The following is a 16747-nucleotide window of genomic DNA, read 5'->3' as shown; positions in this document are numbered from 1 at the left end:
CATTTTTAAAATGTGAGATTAACCCCAACCATGTACACTTTCGACGTCGGGTAATTACTTAGGTCAATACCCGACCCGCCTGCCCCGCCGGCATTAAATGAACTTACCTCGGGATCGTAACCTGTGTATTTGGTGAGCGTAAATAAATTGATGGCGGTAACATAAGCTGCGAGCCTGCTGGCACCGATTTTACTGGCAATAGCCGCAGGAATCGTGTAGTTCAGGGTTACGTTTTTCATCCGCAGGTAAGAACCGTCCTCAACCCACCGGCTTGACCGCTGATCGGCGCCGATGCCGGCCGTCTGGTTAGCGCCTAGTTCCAGCAGGTTTCGCTCACGTGAGCCAATAAACGCAGGCACGCTGGTGTTTTGGTTTTCTGCTGTCCACCTGTTTTTGAGATTGCTGCTCAGCCCGTTTGAAGGGTTCTCGGTTTTGATGCGCACCGCATTGAAAATATCATTGCCATAACTGCCCTGCACCAGAAAAGTTAGGTCAAAGTTTTTGAAGCTGACACTGTTGTTCCAGCCGTAAATAAACTTTGGCGAAGCATTCCCGATCGTTTCCAGACCGTCACCATCCCTCGTAATTTTTCCATCCCCATTCACATCCTTCCATTTCGCCTCGCCGGGCGCCTGTCCCATCGCCCTGGCCTGATCCCGTTCCGCCTCGCTCCAGGTACCCAGGTTTACATATCCGCGCATCTGGTCTACCGGCTGCCCTACCTGCAAATATTTGAGTGAAAAGCCGCTTCCGTAAATCTGATAGCCGCCGCCTGTATTCGTGCGGATCGCCAGGGGCGCATTGTCCAGCAGGGCCAGTACCTTGCTCCGGTTGAAAGACACGTTTACTGACGTATTCCATCTCAGATTGCTGCCTGTCAGCGGTTTACCACCCAGGGATATTTCAAGTCCCTTATTTTCGATGGCACCTACATTGGAAAGGATCGTACTGAAACCGGTGTATGCTTCCACCTGTTTGTTGAGCAAAAGGTCGCTTGTTTTCTTTTTATAAACATCCACCGTTGCTACCAGCCGCTCTCCGAATAGCCCGAGGTCCAAACCAATGTTTGTCTGCGCCGTCGTTTCCCATTTCAGGTTGGGATTTGAAGCCCTACCCAGCTGGAAACCAATGTTGGGCGAATCGGTGCCGTCGTAAGCGTAGTTAAAACCGGATGCAACTGTGGCCAGCGTCTGATAGGGCTGGATGGCCTGGTTACCTGTTTTCCCCCAGCTTCCGCGCAGTTTCAGGTTGGAAATCACATTTACATTCTTCAAAAATTCTTCCTGCGAAATCCGCCAGGCCGCAGCCGCGGATGGGAAATATCCCCATTTATTATTGGCACCAAAAACCGAAGAACCGTCCGCACGATAGCTGGCCGTAATCATGTACTTTTCATCAAAAACATAATTGACCCTGCCCAGAAAAGAATTCAGGACTTGCTTATACTGTGAATTATAGCGTTCATTAATCTGGGATGCGCCACCCAGGTCATTGATACCGGTTTGATCACTAAAAAAGCCCTGGGCCGAAATGAATGAGCTTTTGGATTGTATCAGCTGCTGCTCTGCCACGCCTGTGATGGTCAGCGCATGTTTTTTGGCAAAAGTATGGTTGTAGGTCAGGATATTGGAATTCTGAAAATACTGGTACTTGTTATCTGCCAGGTCACCTGTTCCGTTTACGCCGCGGCCGGGCTGGGTTTTGGTGCTGTAATAATGCTGCTCGTCATTGGAATTGATGCTACCTGCCCCCGTAACCCGCAGCGATAACCCTTTCAGCAATTTAAAATCAAGAAAAGTGGCGATCTCGTTTGTAATGTTATTCTTCTCTGACTTGGTCTCCAAAGCAGTAGCTACCGGGTTCCAGACATCATTGTCCGCATATATTTTCGATCCATCCGGCCCGCCTTTTAATGCTTTCGTATTATAATTTCCATTGGCATCATACACCGGAGTAATCGGATCAAACCGGGCGACGGTATTGATTACCTGCCCCAGGATATCACCAAAACGGGTACCTTCCCCTACCGGCGGCACATTTCCTTTGTCCCTGATCACATTCAGGTTAATACCGGCATTCATCCAGCTCGTCACTTTGAAATCCAGGTTACTCCGCAAATTATAGCGGGCGTACTTGGTATTCAGCACGATACCCTGCTGGTTCATATATCCGGCCGAGACAAAAAACCGTGCAGATTCATTGCCCCCGCTGATTGACAGCTGGTGGTTCTGCATTTTTCCGCGACGGAATATCTCATTTTGCCAGTCGGTACCACCCTGTGCATCCAGCTTCGCAATTTGTTCACTTGAAAAAGGGATCACAGGCTGGATAGGCGCAGCGGCAGTACCATTTTGCGTTGCCGCCCAATCATTGGACTTACGCGCATAGTCGCCCGCATTCATCAGGTCCAGCTTGTGGTTCAGCGTTTGCACGCCCATACTGAAACCATAGTTGAAAACTGCTTTTCCCGACGCGCCTCTTTTTGTTGTGATCAGAATAACACCATTGGCTCCGCGCGCGCCGTAAATCGCCGTGGCCGATGCGTCTTTCAAAACTTCCAGCGATTCAATGTCATTCGGGTTAATCGTGGTAATGTTCACTCCCTGAATGCCATCCACTACCACCAGCGCATTGTTACCGCCCGTGATGGAGTTGCCGCCTCTTACCCGGATGATCGCATTACCGCCCGGCGCGCCATCGGTATTCTGCACCATCACGCCCGCCGCGCGGCCCTGCAAAGCCTGGTCCACCCGCTGGGTAGGCAGCCGCGTGAGATCGGCGCCTTTTACAGAACTTACCGAGCCGGTGAGATCGGATTTTTTCTGCGTACCATATCCCACCACCATTACTTCTTCCAGGGCTTTTGTATCCGTCGCCAACGTTACGTCGATCTTCTTCCGGTTTCCCACAGAAACTTCCTGCGACAAATAACCCACAAATGAAAACACCAGCATATCACTCTCCGAAGTGACGCCAATGTTGAACGCGCCATCGGCAGTGCTGACAGTCCCACGCTGCGTTCCTTTCACGACCACACTTACGCCAGGCAGCCCCTCTCCTTTTTCGTCTTTGACGGTACCTGTAATGTTGATATCCTGAGGATTAGTCCCGAATAATGCACCCGTCCTGCTTTCGGGATCACCGCCTGTGGCAGGGATTTCCGCGGAAGACCGATGCAAAAGTATGGAGCCCTCTACCAGCCGGAAACTGATGTTCATAGGCTTTAATGATGTTTCCAGCACATACGCCAGTTTCTGGTTATCCTGGTGAACCGATAATTTTCGCTGCGCGCCTATGGCCTTTGAACTATATACGAAATCAACCCCGGTCGATTTTTCAAGGGTTTTCAGGAATGTGCCCAGGTCTGTCTGATCGAGGTGAACGGTAACGACGCGTTCCAGCAGGTTTTGGGCGTGAATGTCCCGCGCCTGAATGGCAGTCATAAAAAAAGCAGCCAGGATAAATTGGTAGACGGAATGTTTCATAACTACCCAAAGCCAGGTTTGACAATGTAAACGGTCTTTCATACTTTCGAATGTTTGTTAAGTTTTGTTTAGGATTTAGCAAAAACAGCCCTGTCACACCCCGAAATGGATGTTCTGCGAGATACAGGAAGGGCGGAGAAGATCGGTACCGGTGCAACGGTACCGATTTCATTTCCGGAAGTCAGATAAAGTTCAGCGCATATTGGTCGGGGTTTTAGGTGGTTATTGGCAACCTTTGCCGGTGATCAGAATTTTGGTCCCCCGCACTTCATAGCTCCCGTTGATCGTTCCGCAAAGCAGTTCCAGTTTGGTATATAAGGCCTGGCGCGTAAGATCTCCGGTAAACGGGCAATGCCGCAGGCTATCTTGTTCCAACTCAATTTCAACACCGTAAATTTTTTCCAGCCGGGCAATGACCGCTTCAATCGGCGTGTCCAGAAATTCCAATGAAACCGGCGCGACGTTGTCCGACATGGTAGTTGTTATTGGCTGCGGATCTTCCGAAATGCTTGTGACAAACTGCTTATTATCAGGGTAATAAGTCGCTTTTTGGTTGGGAGTCAGGATTACGCCGCGATTGGGACTAACATTGGTCAGGTCTTTGGCCGCCTGCCGGTAGACGGTCACTTTACCACTTTTTACCGTCACCTGGATGGGCTGCCCCGCATTGCCTGCCCGGACCTGGAATGTAGTACCTAGCACTTTCGTCACAATGTCGCCGGAGTAAACGAGAAATGGCCTGGCGGGATCACGGTGTACATTAAAACCGGCCTCTCCCAAAAGCCGGACATCCCGGTTTTGTTTATTAAATGCTTTATGCACTGCCAGTTGCGCATGCGGCGACAGGGTGACTATACTGCCGTCCGGCAGCTTTACTTCTTTCAATTTTTCTGTTTCATTCTGATACTGCGTCCAGGTTGTTTGCTCCACCTGGTCGATCAGGGATTGCTCCCGGCCAAACCAGTGAGGCAGCGAATGCAGGTTCCAGTTCAACCCGATAGCGATGGCGATGACAGCAGCTATTCCGGCGGCGATCAACATTGCCTTGCGCCACATAGGTTTTACAAAAGGCTCGGGCGCAGCATGCAATTCCAATTCCCGTGGCTTCACCTGGCTCCACAGCTTCTGCTCCATCGCAACCCACTGATCCTCTGTCATCGGAATTTCAAATGGCTCTCCCAGCAATTCATACCATTGTTCCACCAACTGGCATTCCTCAGGTGTGCAGGTACGGGCTTCGTAGCGGGTAAGTAGTTGAAGAAGTGCGGAACGGTTCATTTTATAGCAATACCAGTGGTTTCAATGATATAGTATGAAAATGTCCCTGTTACCGTAAAAGAAATTTGCAGTTATTTGAAAAATGCCAAATAAATACTAGGTAAGAGAAAAGATTCTTGAAATAATGAAATATTAAAATGAAGCTGGGCAGTGATATTCAAGACAGGAGAAAAGAGGCGACGATGGAGTAGGAAAGATAATCTTTCAGCCTGAGCCGCAGCAAACTTAGCGACTGCGTGATATGGTACTCGACCGCGCGGTCTGACAAGCCAAGCAGCGTTGCTATTTCAGCCGTAGAGCGCTGCTCGAAACGGCTCATCTGAAACACGAGACGGGTTTTGGCAGGAAGCAAATTCAGCGCGTCTTCCAAGGCATCAGACAACTCCGCCAAACCGACGCTGGTATCCGCCAGCTGATCGGTTGCCTGGTTTGAGGCTTCTCCTAACTCGGCTTGTGCGTGGATGAGTTTCGCCTTGATGAAACTTATAATGCTGTATCTAAGCGCCGTTTTCAGGTAGGCTTCCGGATTTTCGATGAAGGTCTTTTCACGGTTCTCCCACAACCTCATAAACAGTTCCTGTACAAGTTCTTCTGCGACAATCTGACTATTCGTTTTCCAGGTCGCGATCGAAAAAAGAGACTTCCAGTGCCGCCGGTAAATAGCCTCATACGCCCTGGAATCGCCGGTAAACAATAGTCTCCCCAACATTTCATCGGGCAGTGTCGCATACAAATCACTACCCGTCTGATCAGCTCCTGGTGTCATAAAAAAATTATTCAAATAATTCTACATTGGATACTGTTTTTTGTTTGGTCTGCTATAAATTTATGGCAACTCCCCAAATCCTCATGAAAGCACCCTCTACTTACCTGTCATCTGCAAAGAAGATTGATAAAGAAGTATTTTTTGAAAAATCGGCAGACCTGCTTTGTATCGCAGGGTTCGACGGTTTTTTCAAAGAAATCAACCCGGCCGTATCGAATTTGCTGGAATACAGCAAGGAAGAAATGTTGAGCCGACCAATTGACTCTTTCATTCATCCGGAAGACCGCAATATTACCCGCCAATATCGGGAAAATCTTAAAAACAACATTCCGCTCCTGAATTACGAAAATCGTTACCTGACCAAAACCGGTGAAGTTGTCTGGCTTTCCTGGAACTCCATTCCACGATACGAAGAACAGCTCGTTTACGCAACAGCCAAAAACATTACGCACCTGAAAGTTCTTGAAAGAGACCGTAATGTGCTCATCACCAGCCTTACAAAGATTAATCGCGATCTTAAACAGCTGACTTACACCACCTCGCACGACCTTCGGTCGCCGGTGAGTAATTTACTTTCGGTTTTTGACCTAATGGATACCTCCACAATTACAGACCAGGAGACGATCCAGTTTTTGGCGATTCTCAAATCCGCCGCAGAAAGCCTGAAAGACACATTAAACAATTATGTCGACGTCCTATTAAAAAAAGACCTTTTGACGGTCAAAATAGAAGAACTGGACATTGAAGAATCTCTCAATAAGGTCAGAAATTCGCTAAAATCGTTGATACACAATTCCAAGGCAAATTTCCATATAGACGTTTCTGAGGCAAGATCGGTGACTTACAACCGCGCCTACCTGGAAAGTACCTTTCTCAACTTGATTACAAATTCCATCAAATATGCGATTCCAGGCAAAAATCCCGAAATTTTCCTGGTTTCGAAGAAGTCTGCCGGAGCCACCCGGTTGATTTATTCTGACCGGGGGCTTGGCTTTGATATGGATGCTGTCAAGGATAAAGTTTTCGGTTTAAGCCAAACGTTTCATGATCACGCTGACGGAAAAGGCGTCGGGCTTTTCCTGATCTATAATCAGATCACCAATCTGGGCGGGAGTATTTCGCTGGAAAGCCAACCTAATCAGGGAGCGCAGTTCACCTTAATGTTTAAAGACAGGCCGGTATAAAAGACGTATATCTTTTGCCGTTAAAATAGCTTGTCCTCTGGGCCTGGCATTGCCTTGATTTGAAGCACAGTTAGTGGATTTTTGCCGACTCGGTAGCGTTCGTCTGACTGGTATCCGATTACCCAAATGATATCGTCATTGCCATTTATTAAAACCTGCACTTCTTCTTTCTCAAAGAGGCTTAATTTTCTGTCAATTAATAAGTCGCTTATCTTTTTTTGCTTACCCTGCATTCCAAATGGCTGAAATTTATCGCCTTGCTGCCAGCTCCTGATGGTGAGCGGAAATATCAACATCCTTTCTTCCACGAGCAGTGTGTTATGGTCGGTGCTGAGATTTTTCAAAGCGCTTCCATCCATTTTTGTGAAAGTCAGCATTACCCCGCCTGTCAGAATTTGGTCTTGTATTTCAGTGACGGTGTAACTTTCCTCTGCTATTCCATTTTTCTTTTCTTTGATGATCAAATGTTGTCGGTCAACTAAGAGCCGATGGGTGGCAGACATAAAAATACTCCCGGAGACTGCTCCAATCAATTGCAAAATTTGCGCTATCTGGCCATACTGAAAGCCGTATTTTTGAACGATATGCCATAAACGATATTCCGGCTCACTGGCAGATTTGATCTGATCAATTTTGATCTTCACCTGTTTTCTGTCAAACTCGATAACATTAGCTGCCCAACCCGCTAAAAATTCGTTCAGGAGATTATCAGCGGATTTAAGCTTTTCGGAAGTCTTCTTGAAAGTCTGTTCCAGCGAGGGGTTTAGCCTTTTGAAAACCGGCATGGCATGATGTCGCAGAAGATTTCTCTTGTAATCGTCGCTGTCGTTGGAGCGATCTTCCCGCCATTTCATGTCATACTTTTCAGCGTATGCTTCAATGTCGGATCGTGTTGCGTAAAGCAAGGGCCTGACCAACATTCCATTAATTCCGGAAATTCCATGAAGTCCTGCCAGTCCGGTCCCGCGGGCGAGATTCAAGAGCACGGTTTCAAAGGAATCATTGGCGTGATGCGCGGTGGCAATCCACCGATAATGATGGCGCTCCCTGATTTCCTCAAACCATTTGTAGCGTAACTCCCTCGCCGCCATCTGCGTGGACATTGCATGGTCTTTGACAAAACCTTTTACGTCGAAGTTTTTAACATAAAAATCAAAACCATAATGCGCTGCAAGTGCACGCACAAACCGCTCATCTTCATCCGACTCCTCCCCTCTCAAACCAAAATTGCAATGTGCTATTCCAGCCTTGAATCCCATTTTGTGGAACAAATTAGCCAGCACCACAGAGTCGATCCCGCCGCTCACCGTCAGAAGTGTCCGGCCCTCTTTGAAATCCAGGCCAAACTGGTTAATAAAAGTTAAAAACGAATCCAAAGTGAACCTGAGCGACGTATTTGATGTAATTTCGGCGTAACCGGGTTGAGCATGTTTCTCACTAAATGACCAGGTACGCTTTCAAAGTTAGGGAAAGACAAACGACATGAAGAAAAAAAAATATACACAAAACTGCAACTGTTTAAAACATTCGCGCGTCATCCTTATTAAAAATAAGCTTTTTTATTATTCGTTCTTTTCCTTATTGATATTTTCACAGTACACGCTGGCACAGAAGACTTTAACTCCATCTCAGCCTCTTCAAAGTGAGGATTTGATCGAGATTTTGAAATCGGATGAGCTGGAAATCCTGAATGTAAATGGTATCGATTCGCGGAGGGTTACCAATGGTATTTTCAAGCACAAAGGTGCGCTTTTGTACAGCAAGCTGGCGATTCAGAATATGAGTACGAATGTTATTGAGGCATTCGGGAATGTTAAAATCGTTCAGGGAGATACGCTTACGGTGACCGGCGATACGCTTTACTATTATGGTAACACCAGGCTTGCTATTGTGAGTGGCCGGAAAACTGTTTTGAAAGACAGTAAACGGACTTTGACAACACGCAAGATCGAATATGATATGGCAAATGGCATCGCCAATTACAAGGTGCCTGGAAAAACAGTTGATGAAGAGAATGTCCTGACCAGTAAAGAGGGCTTTTACAACACGCAAACGAAGGAATTTACCTATTATAAAAGTGTGAAGCTGGTTAACAAAAAGTACACATTGACCACGGATACGCTGCTTTATAATTCAATTACCAAGTGGTCGTACTTCACCGGGAAGACCAAAATCGTGAATAAAGATGGGACGGTGGTAGGCACTAAAGGCCAGTATAACACAGAGTCGACGCAGTCGTCTTTTCATAAAAGAACTACCGTAGATAACGAAACGTATACACTCACCGCTGATTCGCTGGTGGTGGACGGAAAAAGTAATAATGGTCAGGGTAAAGGCAATGTGGTGATTGTTGCTAAAAAAGATAAAACGGTATTGAATGGGGATGAAGGTTTTTACTGGAAATCAGAGGGTTATTCCAAGATTTACGGCCACGCTTATGTCAGAAATGTGGTTTCGGAAGATACACTTTACATTCGCGCTGATACCTTGTACTCTTATGAAAATGCGCGTGACAGTACCCGGAAGCTGATTGGTAATAAAAATGTTTTTATCTACAAGTCTGATTTTCAGGGCAAATGCGATTCCATCACGTACAATACGGCGGATTCTGTCATACGCTTTTTCAGAAAGCCGATTTTGTGGAGCGACCAGCATTACCAGATGGAGGCAGATTCGATCACGGCTTTTATGGTCAATAATGAAATAAACCGGATGCTGCTGAAAGGTAAGTCCTTCGTAATCACCGAGGATACGCTTGTAAAACAGTTTAATCAGGTAAAAGGCCGGACAATCAATGCATATTTCGAAACCGGGAACAAATTGAAACAGGTCCTGGTGGATGGAAATGGCGAAAGCGCCTACTACGCGATTGACGACAAGAATAAAAACATTGGACTGAACCGGGTCGAATGCGGGAAAATGAATTTATCCTTTTTGGATAACCATGTACAGAAAATATCATTTGTAGGTAAACCGGATGGGAAACTGATCCCTCCATCCAAAATAAAAACGGCTGAACGACAGCTGGAAGGGTTTAACTGGCGAATAAAAGAAAAACCGACCAAGGAGAAGACCATGTGGGTTGAACTATAAAAAATTGTTGGGTACGTTAAAAAAGAATCTTCTCGGCATGATTTTTTTCTCCAAAAAATAAACATTGCCGTTCGCACAATATATATTGAATATGCAATTATTTCTCTATATTTTTGTAGCGTACTTTATTAACTAAAAACAGCAAACATTAGTCAATAAGTATCTGATTAGCAGCTATGAAAAAAACTATACATTACTTAATTTTCTTACTCGCATTTGTCCTTGGAACCAAGGAAATAAGTGCCCAATCAGCCCCGGGCGGCAGCCGGCTGAACATGGTGGGAAAGAAGAAACCTGCCACCGCACAGCAGCTTAAATTTTCGGCCCTCGCCTCTGAGTTGAATTACAAGCCACTTTCTTTGCAAAATCCAAAAGCGTTAAACAGTTTCTATACATCTTTCCTTTTTTCAGGTGCAGGTTCAGTAGACAGTAACAATGCACTTGCCGCCGAGATTGTTGAGAAAAGCATTGAAAGACGCTCTCCCTCGGTGGAAGCGCAGATGAAAGCAGAGGAATTGTTATTTGTGAGTGATAAAATATCTGTTTCGAACATTTATCCAAACCCTGCCAGCGAATATGCAGAACTGGATTTCAATATCGGATCAGGCGTACGGGATGCCAAACTGACTTTTTATAACGTCCTCGGATCTCAAATGCAGGAATTCGCTTTGAATAAAAATGACAGAAAACTTCGCATCAATACCAAGGACATGCCTACGGGCCTGTATTTCTACCAGCTATCGCTTGATGGCAAAAAGGTAGCTACCAAAAAAATGCTTGTACGCCATCAGCAATAGCCGAGTTTTTGACACTAGATCAGCTACGTATTCGTTATGAATGCTGTAGCTTTTTTTATTACCTTTGCAGCCAATATGCGTAAACACAGTCGAGCGAGCTATTTCTTACTATTTATTGCAATTTTTGTTATCACCTCTTGCAGTAAATTTTCCAAATTGCAGAAAACGGGGACGGATCAGCAGAAGTATGATGCCGCAATGGCTTATTACAAAAAAGGCGATTTTTACCGTGCTGGTTTGCTGTTTGAAGAGTTGATTCCGTTATTAAAAGGAAGTACTGAGTCGGAGTTAGCCCAATTTTATTACGCTTACACGCAGTATCACCAGAGCCAGTACACGACCAGCCAGTTTCTTTTCAAGAAGTTTTTTGATACTTACGCACGCAGCGATTATGCCCAGGAGGCATTTTACATGCATGCTTTTTCGCTTTATAAAGACTCTGCTCCGTTTAACCTGGATCAAACGAGCACATTTACCGCGATCTCCGCGATGCAGGATTTCATTAATACCTATCCTGACAGCCCTTTCCGTGAAGAATGTACCCGATACATTTTGGAATTAAGGTCGAAACTGGAAAGAAAAGCTTACGAGCGTGCGAAGCTTTATCATAAGATCAGCGACTTTAACCCGATGTCACTTAAATCGGCCGTTATTTCGATTGAAAATTTCAGGAAAGATTTTCCTGACTCAAAATATAATGAGGAGCTGGCATTTTTGAAGGTTGAATCGCAGTTTAACCTGGCATCCAACAGTTTCAGCGACAAGCAAAAAGATCGTTTCCAGTCTGTTGTGAAATTTTATCAGGAATTAATTGACAAATATCCGACTGGGAAATATAACCGCGATGCCGAGAAAATGTTTGATGACAGTCAGAAACAGATTCAGGTAATCGCGAAAGCGGAGCAGGAAAGACAGAAATTGAAAGAATCACAGCAGGAACCAGCTGATAAGCCTACGAAGGTGACTACACCGACCGCGGCGGGTACAAAGGCACAATAAGCAGGAATTTTTAACAGATTTAAAATTACAAATCATATATAATCAGGTATGGCAACGAATCCATCGATCATTACCCGGGACACCGATAAAATCGCAGACGTAACCGGCAACTTGTACGAATCCGTATCAGTGATTTCCAAAAGGGCGCGTCAGATTTCAAGCAAAATGAAGGAGGAGCTTAATAACAAGCTGGCCGAATTTGCATCAGGCGTTGACAATTTGGAGGAAGTTTTCGAAAACAGAGAGCAAATTGAAATTTCCAAGTTTTACGAGCGCATGCCGAAAGCCGGAAGCATTTCAATCGACGAGTTTATCGAAGGAAAAACTTACCACAGCTATCGCGAGACTGACGAAGAATAGTCACTTATAGCAAGAAAAAACCAGCCACAATTCATTCTGTAGCTGGTTTTTTCATTTACAGTATTTCAAAACTCGCTTTGCTATCCGTAATCTCCTTAACTTTATTTGTGGTTTAAACGCAATTCAGACAACATTCCATTGAATCTCAAAGGCAAAAAAATACTGGTTGGTGTTACAGGCAGCATTGCAGCTTATAAATCGGCATTGTTGGTCAGGTTGCTCATTAAGGTGCAGGCGGTGGTGAAGGTGGTGATGACAGATTCAGCCAAGGAATTTATCACGCCGCTGACATTATCTGTACTTTCTCAAAATCCGGTTTTAAGTTCTTTCACGGATAAAGATTCTGAAACCTGGAACAACCATGTGGATCTGGGTTTGTGGGCCGATGCGATCGTGATTGCGCCTGCGACGGCAAGAACATTGTCTAAATGTGCAACCGGGAATTGCGACGACTTACTTACTGCGGTATATCTGTCGGCCCGGTGTCCGGTTTTCTTCGCACCCGCTATGGACGTGGACATGTTTCACCACCCGTCGACTACCCGGAATATCTCAGCATTAGCAGCATTTGGTAACCATTTTATCGCTCCGGAATTTGGAGAATTGGCCAGTGGTTTGGTGGGTGACGGTAGGTTAGCTGAGCCGGAAACGATTGTCTCAGAACTTTCTGCCTACTTTTCACAAAAAAGCGTTGCGCAGTACAAGCGGGTACTTATCACCGCGGGCCCAACATTGGAACCGATTGATCCTGTGCGGTTTATCAGCAACCGTTCTTCGGGAAAAATGGGTTATGCCATCGCCGAAGCGTTTGCGGCAGCCGGGGCGAGCGTAACTTTGGTTACCGGGCCAACGCATTTGAAAACCACAAACAGGAACATTACGAGGTTGAATGTTGAAAGTGCGCATGAAATGTTTGAGGTAACTAAAGAGCATTTTCAGCAGCATGACCTGGTCATTTTTGCGGCAGCGGTGGCTGATTATCGGCCTGCTCATGTTGCTACGCAGAAAATCAAGAAACAGGGTGACGAATTATTGTTGGAACTTACTAAGACAGAGGATATAGCAGGAACATTGGCTGGCAAAAAACGAGCAGACCAGCTTACGATCGGATTTGCACTGGAAACGGAGAAAGAAGTGGAGCATGCGATCGGGAAATTGCGCCGGAAAAATCTTGACTTTATCGTCCTGAATTCGCTGAATGATCCTGGTGCCGGATTTGCACACGATACCAATAAAATAACCGTTATTGACAGGGACGAAAAAATTCACGAATTCGATTTGAAACCGAAAGAAGAAGTGGCGCAGGATATTCTCAATATAGTTTTGGCTAAATGGAGCGAGGCATGAAAAAGAGTTTGTTTTCGATTTTATTTCTTTTGCTGGCTTTCATTTCACGCAATGTTGCTGCGCAGGAATTTCAGTTTACTGTCAATCTGAACTATGAGCAGCTGGTTGCCCAGCAAAAGACTGATCCGCAGTCGATGAGCCAGTTGCAGACTTACATGAATGATTTTCTCAACAATACCCGCTGGACGAACGACCAGTTTAATAAAGAGGAAAAAATTAAATGTAAGCTCAATGTCAATCTTACACGGTCGCTGGCGCAGGGAAATTATGAAGGAAATGCCCAGCTGATCGTTTCAAGGCCGGTTTATAATTCGAATTATGAAACGGTTCTTTTCACCTACGTCGACAAGAATTTTACATTCACCTACCTCCCTAGCACGCAGCTTTATTTTAACGAAAACAGCTATACCGAGGAGTTACCATACATTCTGGCTTATTATGCCAACATTGCGCTGGTTTTTGACTATGATTCGTTCAGCAAAATGGGCGGATCTCCTTACGTTCAAAAGGCATTTAACCTGGTGAACCAGGCGCGGAATTCTTCTCCAAACAAAAGGGGCTGGGATTCAAACGGAGATTCCAAGAACCGATATTGGCTGATTGAAAACCTGATGAGCCAGCAATTCATACCTTTTCGGGAAGGTTTGTACAAATATTACCGGCTTGGGCTGGATGTCGCTTCGCAGAATCCACTGGAAACGCGGGCTAAGGTTTTGGAGTTTTTGACAACATTAAAGGAAGTCAACCAGCTGCGGCCGGCAAGTGTGGTAATCAATTCATTTTTTGACGCGAAGTCAGACGAACTGTACAAGATCCTGATCGAGGCGCAGCCGAATGAACGTGCGCAGGCTTATACATTGCTGGTCAACCTCGACCCTACTAAAACGCAGCTTTATCAAAAACTTTCCATGTAAACCGGCGGGAGGGACATTCAATTATGAGTAAAAGATTAATCAGAGTAGGTTCCACGAAAATTTACCCGGCGCTAAATGGCCTTCTGACGCACGAAATCAATGCGGTGCTGGAAAATGGCAAGACCTATTTTGGCCGGCTTCTTTCTTTTACGCCCGATAGCTTTAAACTGACAGATTTTCGCGATCACACGCATGACATTCAGTTGCGGGATGTTTACGAAATTGTGTTTGATGAAGCCCAAAAACGAACTGTTAAATAATTCGCGGAGCAGTGAGCCGATTTCCTTATTGCCAATATCATAGCTATATTCGTACCGGAGACGAAATAGTATTTTCTTCACAACAGCCACTCCAAGTATCTCCCGTGGCAGGCTGATTAAATTAGACATGCTTTCTAATTTACTGATCAAAAATTACGCTTTAATCAAGCAATTGGAAATGTCCCCCGATCCGGGGCTCAACATCATTACCGGCGAAACAGGTGCAGGAAAATCGATTATGCTTGGTGCGATCGGTTTGCTTTTGGGGAACCGCGCGGATGTGAAAGCATTATATGACTCCACTGAAAAATGTGTGATCGAAGGCACATTTGATCTGACCGGATATGATCTTGTTAGGAATTTCGAGGAAGAAAATCTGGATTTTTCGGAGGAATGTATTGTGCGCCGCGAGATTTCGGTTGCCGGCAAATCACGCGCTTTTATTAATGATACGCCGGTTAACCTGGATACGCTAAGAAAAATTGGTAACCAGCTTTTAGACATACATTCGCAGCATGATTCTATCTTACTGGGAAACAATGAGTTCCAGTTGCAGGTTCTGGATTCTTTTGCAGATAATAACAGTATTCTCCGATCGTACGAATCGGATTATCAGGCTTACCGAGCTACTTCAAAAGCGTTTGAAGATCTGAAAAATCAGGCGCTGCAATTGCGTAAAGCTTTCGATTACGACCAGTTTTTATTTCAAGAATTAAGCAATGCCAGTCTGAAAACCGGTGAGCAGGAAGAGCTTGAACAAGAGCTTACTATCCTCGAAAATGCCGTTGAAATCAAGGAAAAACTGCAACTGGCTTATGCTTATCTGGACAATCCTGAAAGTTCTATTCTTGACTCACTGAAAAATGCGATCAGTTCGCTTTCGCAGGCTTCGCGGCTGGTTCCTGCGTACGAATTTTTACGCCAGCGTGGACAAAGTGCGTTAATTGAGCTACGAGATCTGGCTGACGAAATTGATCAGGTGAATAGTAAAGTGGAAGTCGATACGGGCCGGAGCGAGATTATTCAGGAGCGTCTCGATTTGATTTATACATTATTAAAAAAACACCAGGCAACTTCGGTGGATCAGCTGCTGGATCTTGAACAGGAGTTACAGGCAAAACTGAATGTTGTCCTCAACCTGGACGATGAGCTGGCCAGCGCGGAGAAGAAGGCTTCCGCAGCGAAAGAAAGAATGCTTAAAGCTGCGGGAAATCTTTCGGAGAGACGCAAGAAAGTAACGAAGGCAATCGAAAAATTGATCCTGGACCGGCTTGTAGAATTAGGTATTCCGAATGCATCATTTTCGGTACAGATCAAGGAAATTGCCCCGTCGCCCAACGGGATCGATTCGGTTTTGTTCCTGTTTAGCGGAAATAAAGGTGTTGCGCCGCAGGAATTGAAACAAGTTGCGTCTGGTGGGGAATTTTCCCGGCTGATGATGGTTATTAAGTATATCCTGGCCGACAAGCGCAAATTACCAACCATTATTTTTGATGAAATCGACACCGGAGTTTCCGGAGAAATTGCAAAAAAAATGGGCAGAATGATGCAAAATATGGCTGCAAGTCACCAGATTATAGCAATCACACATTTACATCAAATCGCCAGCAGCGGCAATGCACATTATTTTGTTTACAAAGATCATTCGTCGGACAAAACGGTGAGCCGGATCAAGAAACTATCTGTGGAAGAGCGTGTTCAGGAAATTGCGCAGATGATTGGCGGACATAATCCTTCGGAGGCGGTGCTGACCAATGCGCGTGAAATGATTTTGAAAGAATAATGTTAGCACAAATAATTACCATACCCATTTTAACTCCCGGAACATGAAATCCTCTTTACTATTTTTTGGCCTGCTGATATTCATTTTTGCGTGTAGCAAGGATGCGAATAAGGATAAAGCCGTGGAGCTGGAAAACGAGGTGATGGCAATCCACGATGAGGTAATGCCGCAGATGGACGACATTATGTCACTAAAATCGAAGCTTTCCAAGAAAATCCAGAATATTGACAGCTTGCAAAATGTGGGGATTAGCGGTAATTCTCTTGCTGAACAACGAATTAAAGCGGTTGACCTGAACCAAAAATTAAACGAATCGGATAAGCAAATGATGACCTGGATGCACGAATATCGGGGCGATTCAGCTAAAAAATTGAAGTCGGAGGAAGCAGTCGCTTATTTCGAAAAGGAAAAAGAAAAAATACTTGCAGTAAAACAGACTACCGTGAAATCAATTCAGGAGGTCAAAACATTTTTGGAATAA

Annotated in this window: 14 protein-coding genes; 9 read left to right on the top strand and 5 right to left on the bottom strand. The window is 45.2% G+C overall.

Annotated elements, in window-relative coordinates; all coding sequences use genetic code 11:
- Window positions 1–5: 5 nt before the first annotated feature.
- The 3 genes from FEN17_RS17910 to FEN17_RS17900 form a co-directional block, all read right to left on the bottom strand.
- On the bottom strand, window positions 6–3527 hold the full coding sequence (locus tag FEN17_RS17910) for a SusC/RagA family TonB-linked outer membrane protein (protein ID WP_138366681.1): 3522 nt from the start codon (window positions 3525–3527) through the stop codon (window positions 6–8).
- Window positions 3528–3707: 180 nt separating this feature from the next.
- A complete protein-coding gene (locus FEN17_RS17905; RefSeq protein WP_138366680.1) occupies window positions 3708–4763 on the bottom strand; it encodes a FecR family protein in 1056 nt (351 codons plus the stop codon).
- 157 nt (window positions 4764–4920) lie between these two features.
- Complete coding sequence (locus tag FEN17_RS17900) at window positions 4921–5529, bottom strand: sigma-70 family RNA polymerase sigma factor (RefSeq protein WP_138366679.1); 609 nt, start codon at window positions 5527–5529, stop codon at window positions 4921–4923.
- Between the two features lie 83 nt (window positions 5530–5612).
- Here FEN17_RS17900 and FEN17_RS17895 point away from each other — a divergent pair, with 83 nt between their 5' ends.
- Entirely contained in the window at window positions 5613–6713 is a 1101-nt protein-coding gene (locus FEN17_RS17895) for a PAS domain-containing sensor histidine kinase (protein WP_138366678.1), read from the top strand.
- A gap of 20 nt (window positions 6714–6733) precedes the next feature.
- Here FEN17_RS17895 and tilS read toward each other — a convergent pair whose 3' ends face one another.
- Entirely contained in the window at window positions 6734–8089 is a 1356-nt protein-coding gene (tilS, locus tag FEN17_RS17890) for a tRNA lysidine(34) synthetase TilS (RefSeq protein WP_138366677.1), read from the bottom strand.
- 205 nt (window positions 8090–8294) lie between these two features.
- Here tilS and FEN17_RS17885 point away from each other — a divergent pair, with 205 nt between their 5' ends.
- From FEN17_RS17885 to porD, 6 genes are all read left to right on the top strand, one after another.
- Window positions 8295–9806 carry an OstA-like protein gene (locus FEN17_RS17885; RefSeq protein WP_229208869.1) on the top strand — a complete coding sequence of 504 codons (1512 nt, stop codon included), beginning with the start codon at window positions 8295–8297 and terminating at the stop codon, window positions 9804–9806.
- A gap of 176 nt (window positions 9807–9982) precedes the next feature.
- On the top strand, window positions 9983–10603 hold the full coding sequence (locus tag FEN17_RS17880; protein WP_138366675.1) for a T9SS type A sorting domain-containing protein: 621 nt from the start codon (window positions 9983–9985) through the stop codon (window positions 10601–10603).
- A gap of 75 nt (window positions 10604–10678) precedes the next feature.
- Window positions 10679–11602 (top strand): outer membrane protein assembly factor BamD, encoded by a 924-nt coding sequence (locus tag FEN17_RS17875; protein WP_138366674.1) that lies wholly within the window; start codon window positions 10679–10681, stop codon window positions 11600–11602.
- Window positions 11603–11650: 48 nt separating this feature from the next.
- The gene (locus tag FEN17_RS17870) at window positions 11651–11962 is read left to right on the top strand and encodes a DNA-directed RNA polymerase subunit omega (protein WP_138366673.1); all 312 of its coding nucleotides are present in this window, start codon (window positions 11651–11653) and stop codon (window positions 11960–11962) included.
- Between the two features lie 138 nt (window positions 11963–12100).
- On the top strand, window positions 12101–13309 hold the full coding sequence (gene coaBC, locus FEN17_RS17865; protein ID WP_138366672.1) for a bifunctional phosphopantothenoylcysteine decarboxylase/phosphopantothenate--cysteine ligase CoaBC: 1209 nt from the start codon (window positions 12101–12103) through the stop codon (window positions 13307–13309).
- Window positions 13294–14223 carry a type IX secretion system protein PorD gene (gene porD / locus FEN17_RS17860; protein WP_138366671.1) on the top strand — a complete coding sequence of 310 codons (930 nt, stop codon included), beginning with the start codon at window positions 13294–13296 and terminating at the stop codon, window positions 14221–14223. Before coaBC ends, porD begins: the two co-directional genes overlap by 16 nt.
- A gap of 71 nt (window positions 14224–14294) precedes the next feature.
- On the opposite strand, the gene FEN17_RS27315 is transcribed toward porD, so the two are convergent.
- Window positions 14295–14612: a hypothetical protein gene (locus FEN17_RS27315; RefSeq protein WP_171037941.1), complete on the bottom strand. Its 318-nt coding sequence runs from the start codon at window positions 14610–14612 to the stop codon at window positions 14295–14297.
- Here FEN17_RS27315 and recN point away from each other — a divergent pair.
- Complete coding sequence (recN, locus tag FEN17_RS17850) at window positions 14611–16266, top strand: DNA repair protein RecN (protein ID WP_138366669.1); 1656 nt, start codon at window positions 14611–14613, stop codon at window positions 16264–16266. The two genes, FEN17_RS27315 and recN, sit on opposite strands and share 2 nt — an antisense overlap.
- 43 nt (window positions 16267–16309) lie before the next feature.
- Window positions 16310–16747, top strand: coding sequence for a viral A-type inclusion protein (locus FEN17_RS17845; RefSeq protein ID WP_138366668.1), 438 nt, complete (start codon window positions 16310–16312; stop codon window positions 16745–16747).

The organism is Dyadobacter luticola, assembly GCF_005860805.1.
Taxonomy (GTDB): Bacteria; Bacteroidota; Bacteroidia; order Cytophagales; family Spirosomataceae; genus Dyadobacter; species Dyadobacter luticola.
The sequence above is the reverse complement of the archived record's forward strand: the minus strand, read 5'-3'. Positions and strand labels throughout refer to the sequence as shown.

What these genes read in the sequence shown, in the direction of transcription:
- FEN17_RS17905 (WP_138366680.1), bottom strand. Translation starts at nt 4,763, where the DNA reads ATGAACCGTTCCGCACTTCTTCAACTACTTACCCGCTACGAAGCCCGT.
- FEN17_RS17880 (WP_138366675.1), top strand. Translation starts at nt 9,983, where the DNA reads ATGAAAAAAACTATACATTACTTAATTTTCTTACTCGCATTTGTCCTT.
- recN (WP_138366669.1), top strand. Translation starts at nt 14,611, where the DNA reads ATGCTTTCTAATTTACTGATCAAAAATTACGCTTTAATCAAGCAATTG.
- FEN17_RS17895 (WP_138366678.1), top strand. Translation starts at nt 5,613, where the DNA reads ATGAAAGCACCCTCTACTTACCTGTCATCTGCAAAGAAGATTGATAAA.
- FEN17_RS17875 (WP_138366674.1), top strand. Translation starts at nt 10,679, where the DNA reads ATGCGTAAACACAGTCGAGCGAGCTATTTCTTACTATTTATTGCAATT.
- FEN17_RS17870 (WP_138366673.1), top strand. Translation starts at nt 11,651, where the DNA reads ATGGCAACGAATCCATCGATCATTACCCGGGACACCGATAAAATCGCA.
- FEN17_RS27315 (WP_171037941.1), bottom strand. Translation starts at nt 14,612, where the DNA reads ATGTCTAATTTAATCAGCCTGCCACGGGAGATACTTGGAGTGGCTGTT.
- FEN17_RS17845 (WP_138366668.1), top strand. Translation starts at nt 16,310, where the DNA reads ATGAAATCCTCTTTACTATTTTTTGGCCTGCTGATATTCATTTTTGCG.
- porD (WP_138366671.1), top strand. Translation starts at nt 13,294, where the DNA reads ATGGAGCGAGGCATGAAAAAGAGTTTGTTTTCGATTTTATTTCTTTTG.
- FEN17_RS17910 (WP_138366681.1), bottom strand. Translation starts at nt 3,527, where the DNA reads ATGAAAGACCGTTTACATTGTCAAACCTGGCTTTGGGTAGTTATGAAA.
- FEN17_RS17900 (WP_138366679.1), bottom strand. Translation starts at nt 5,529, where the DNA reads ATGACACCAGGAGCTGATCAGACGGGTAGTGATTTGTATGCGACACTG.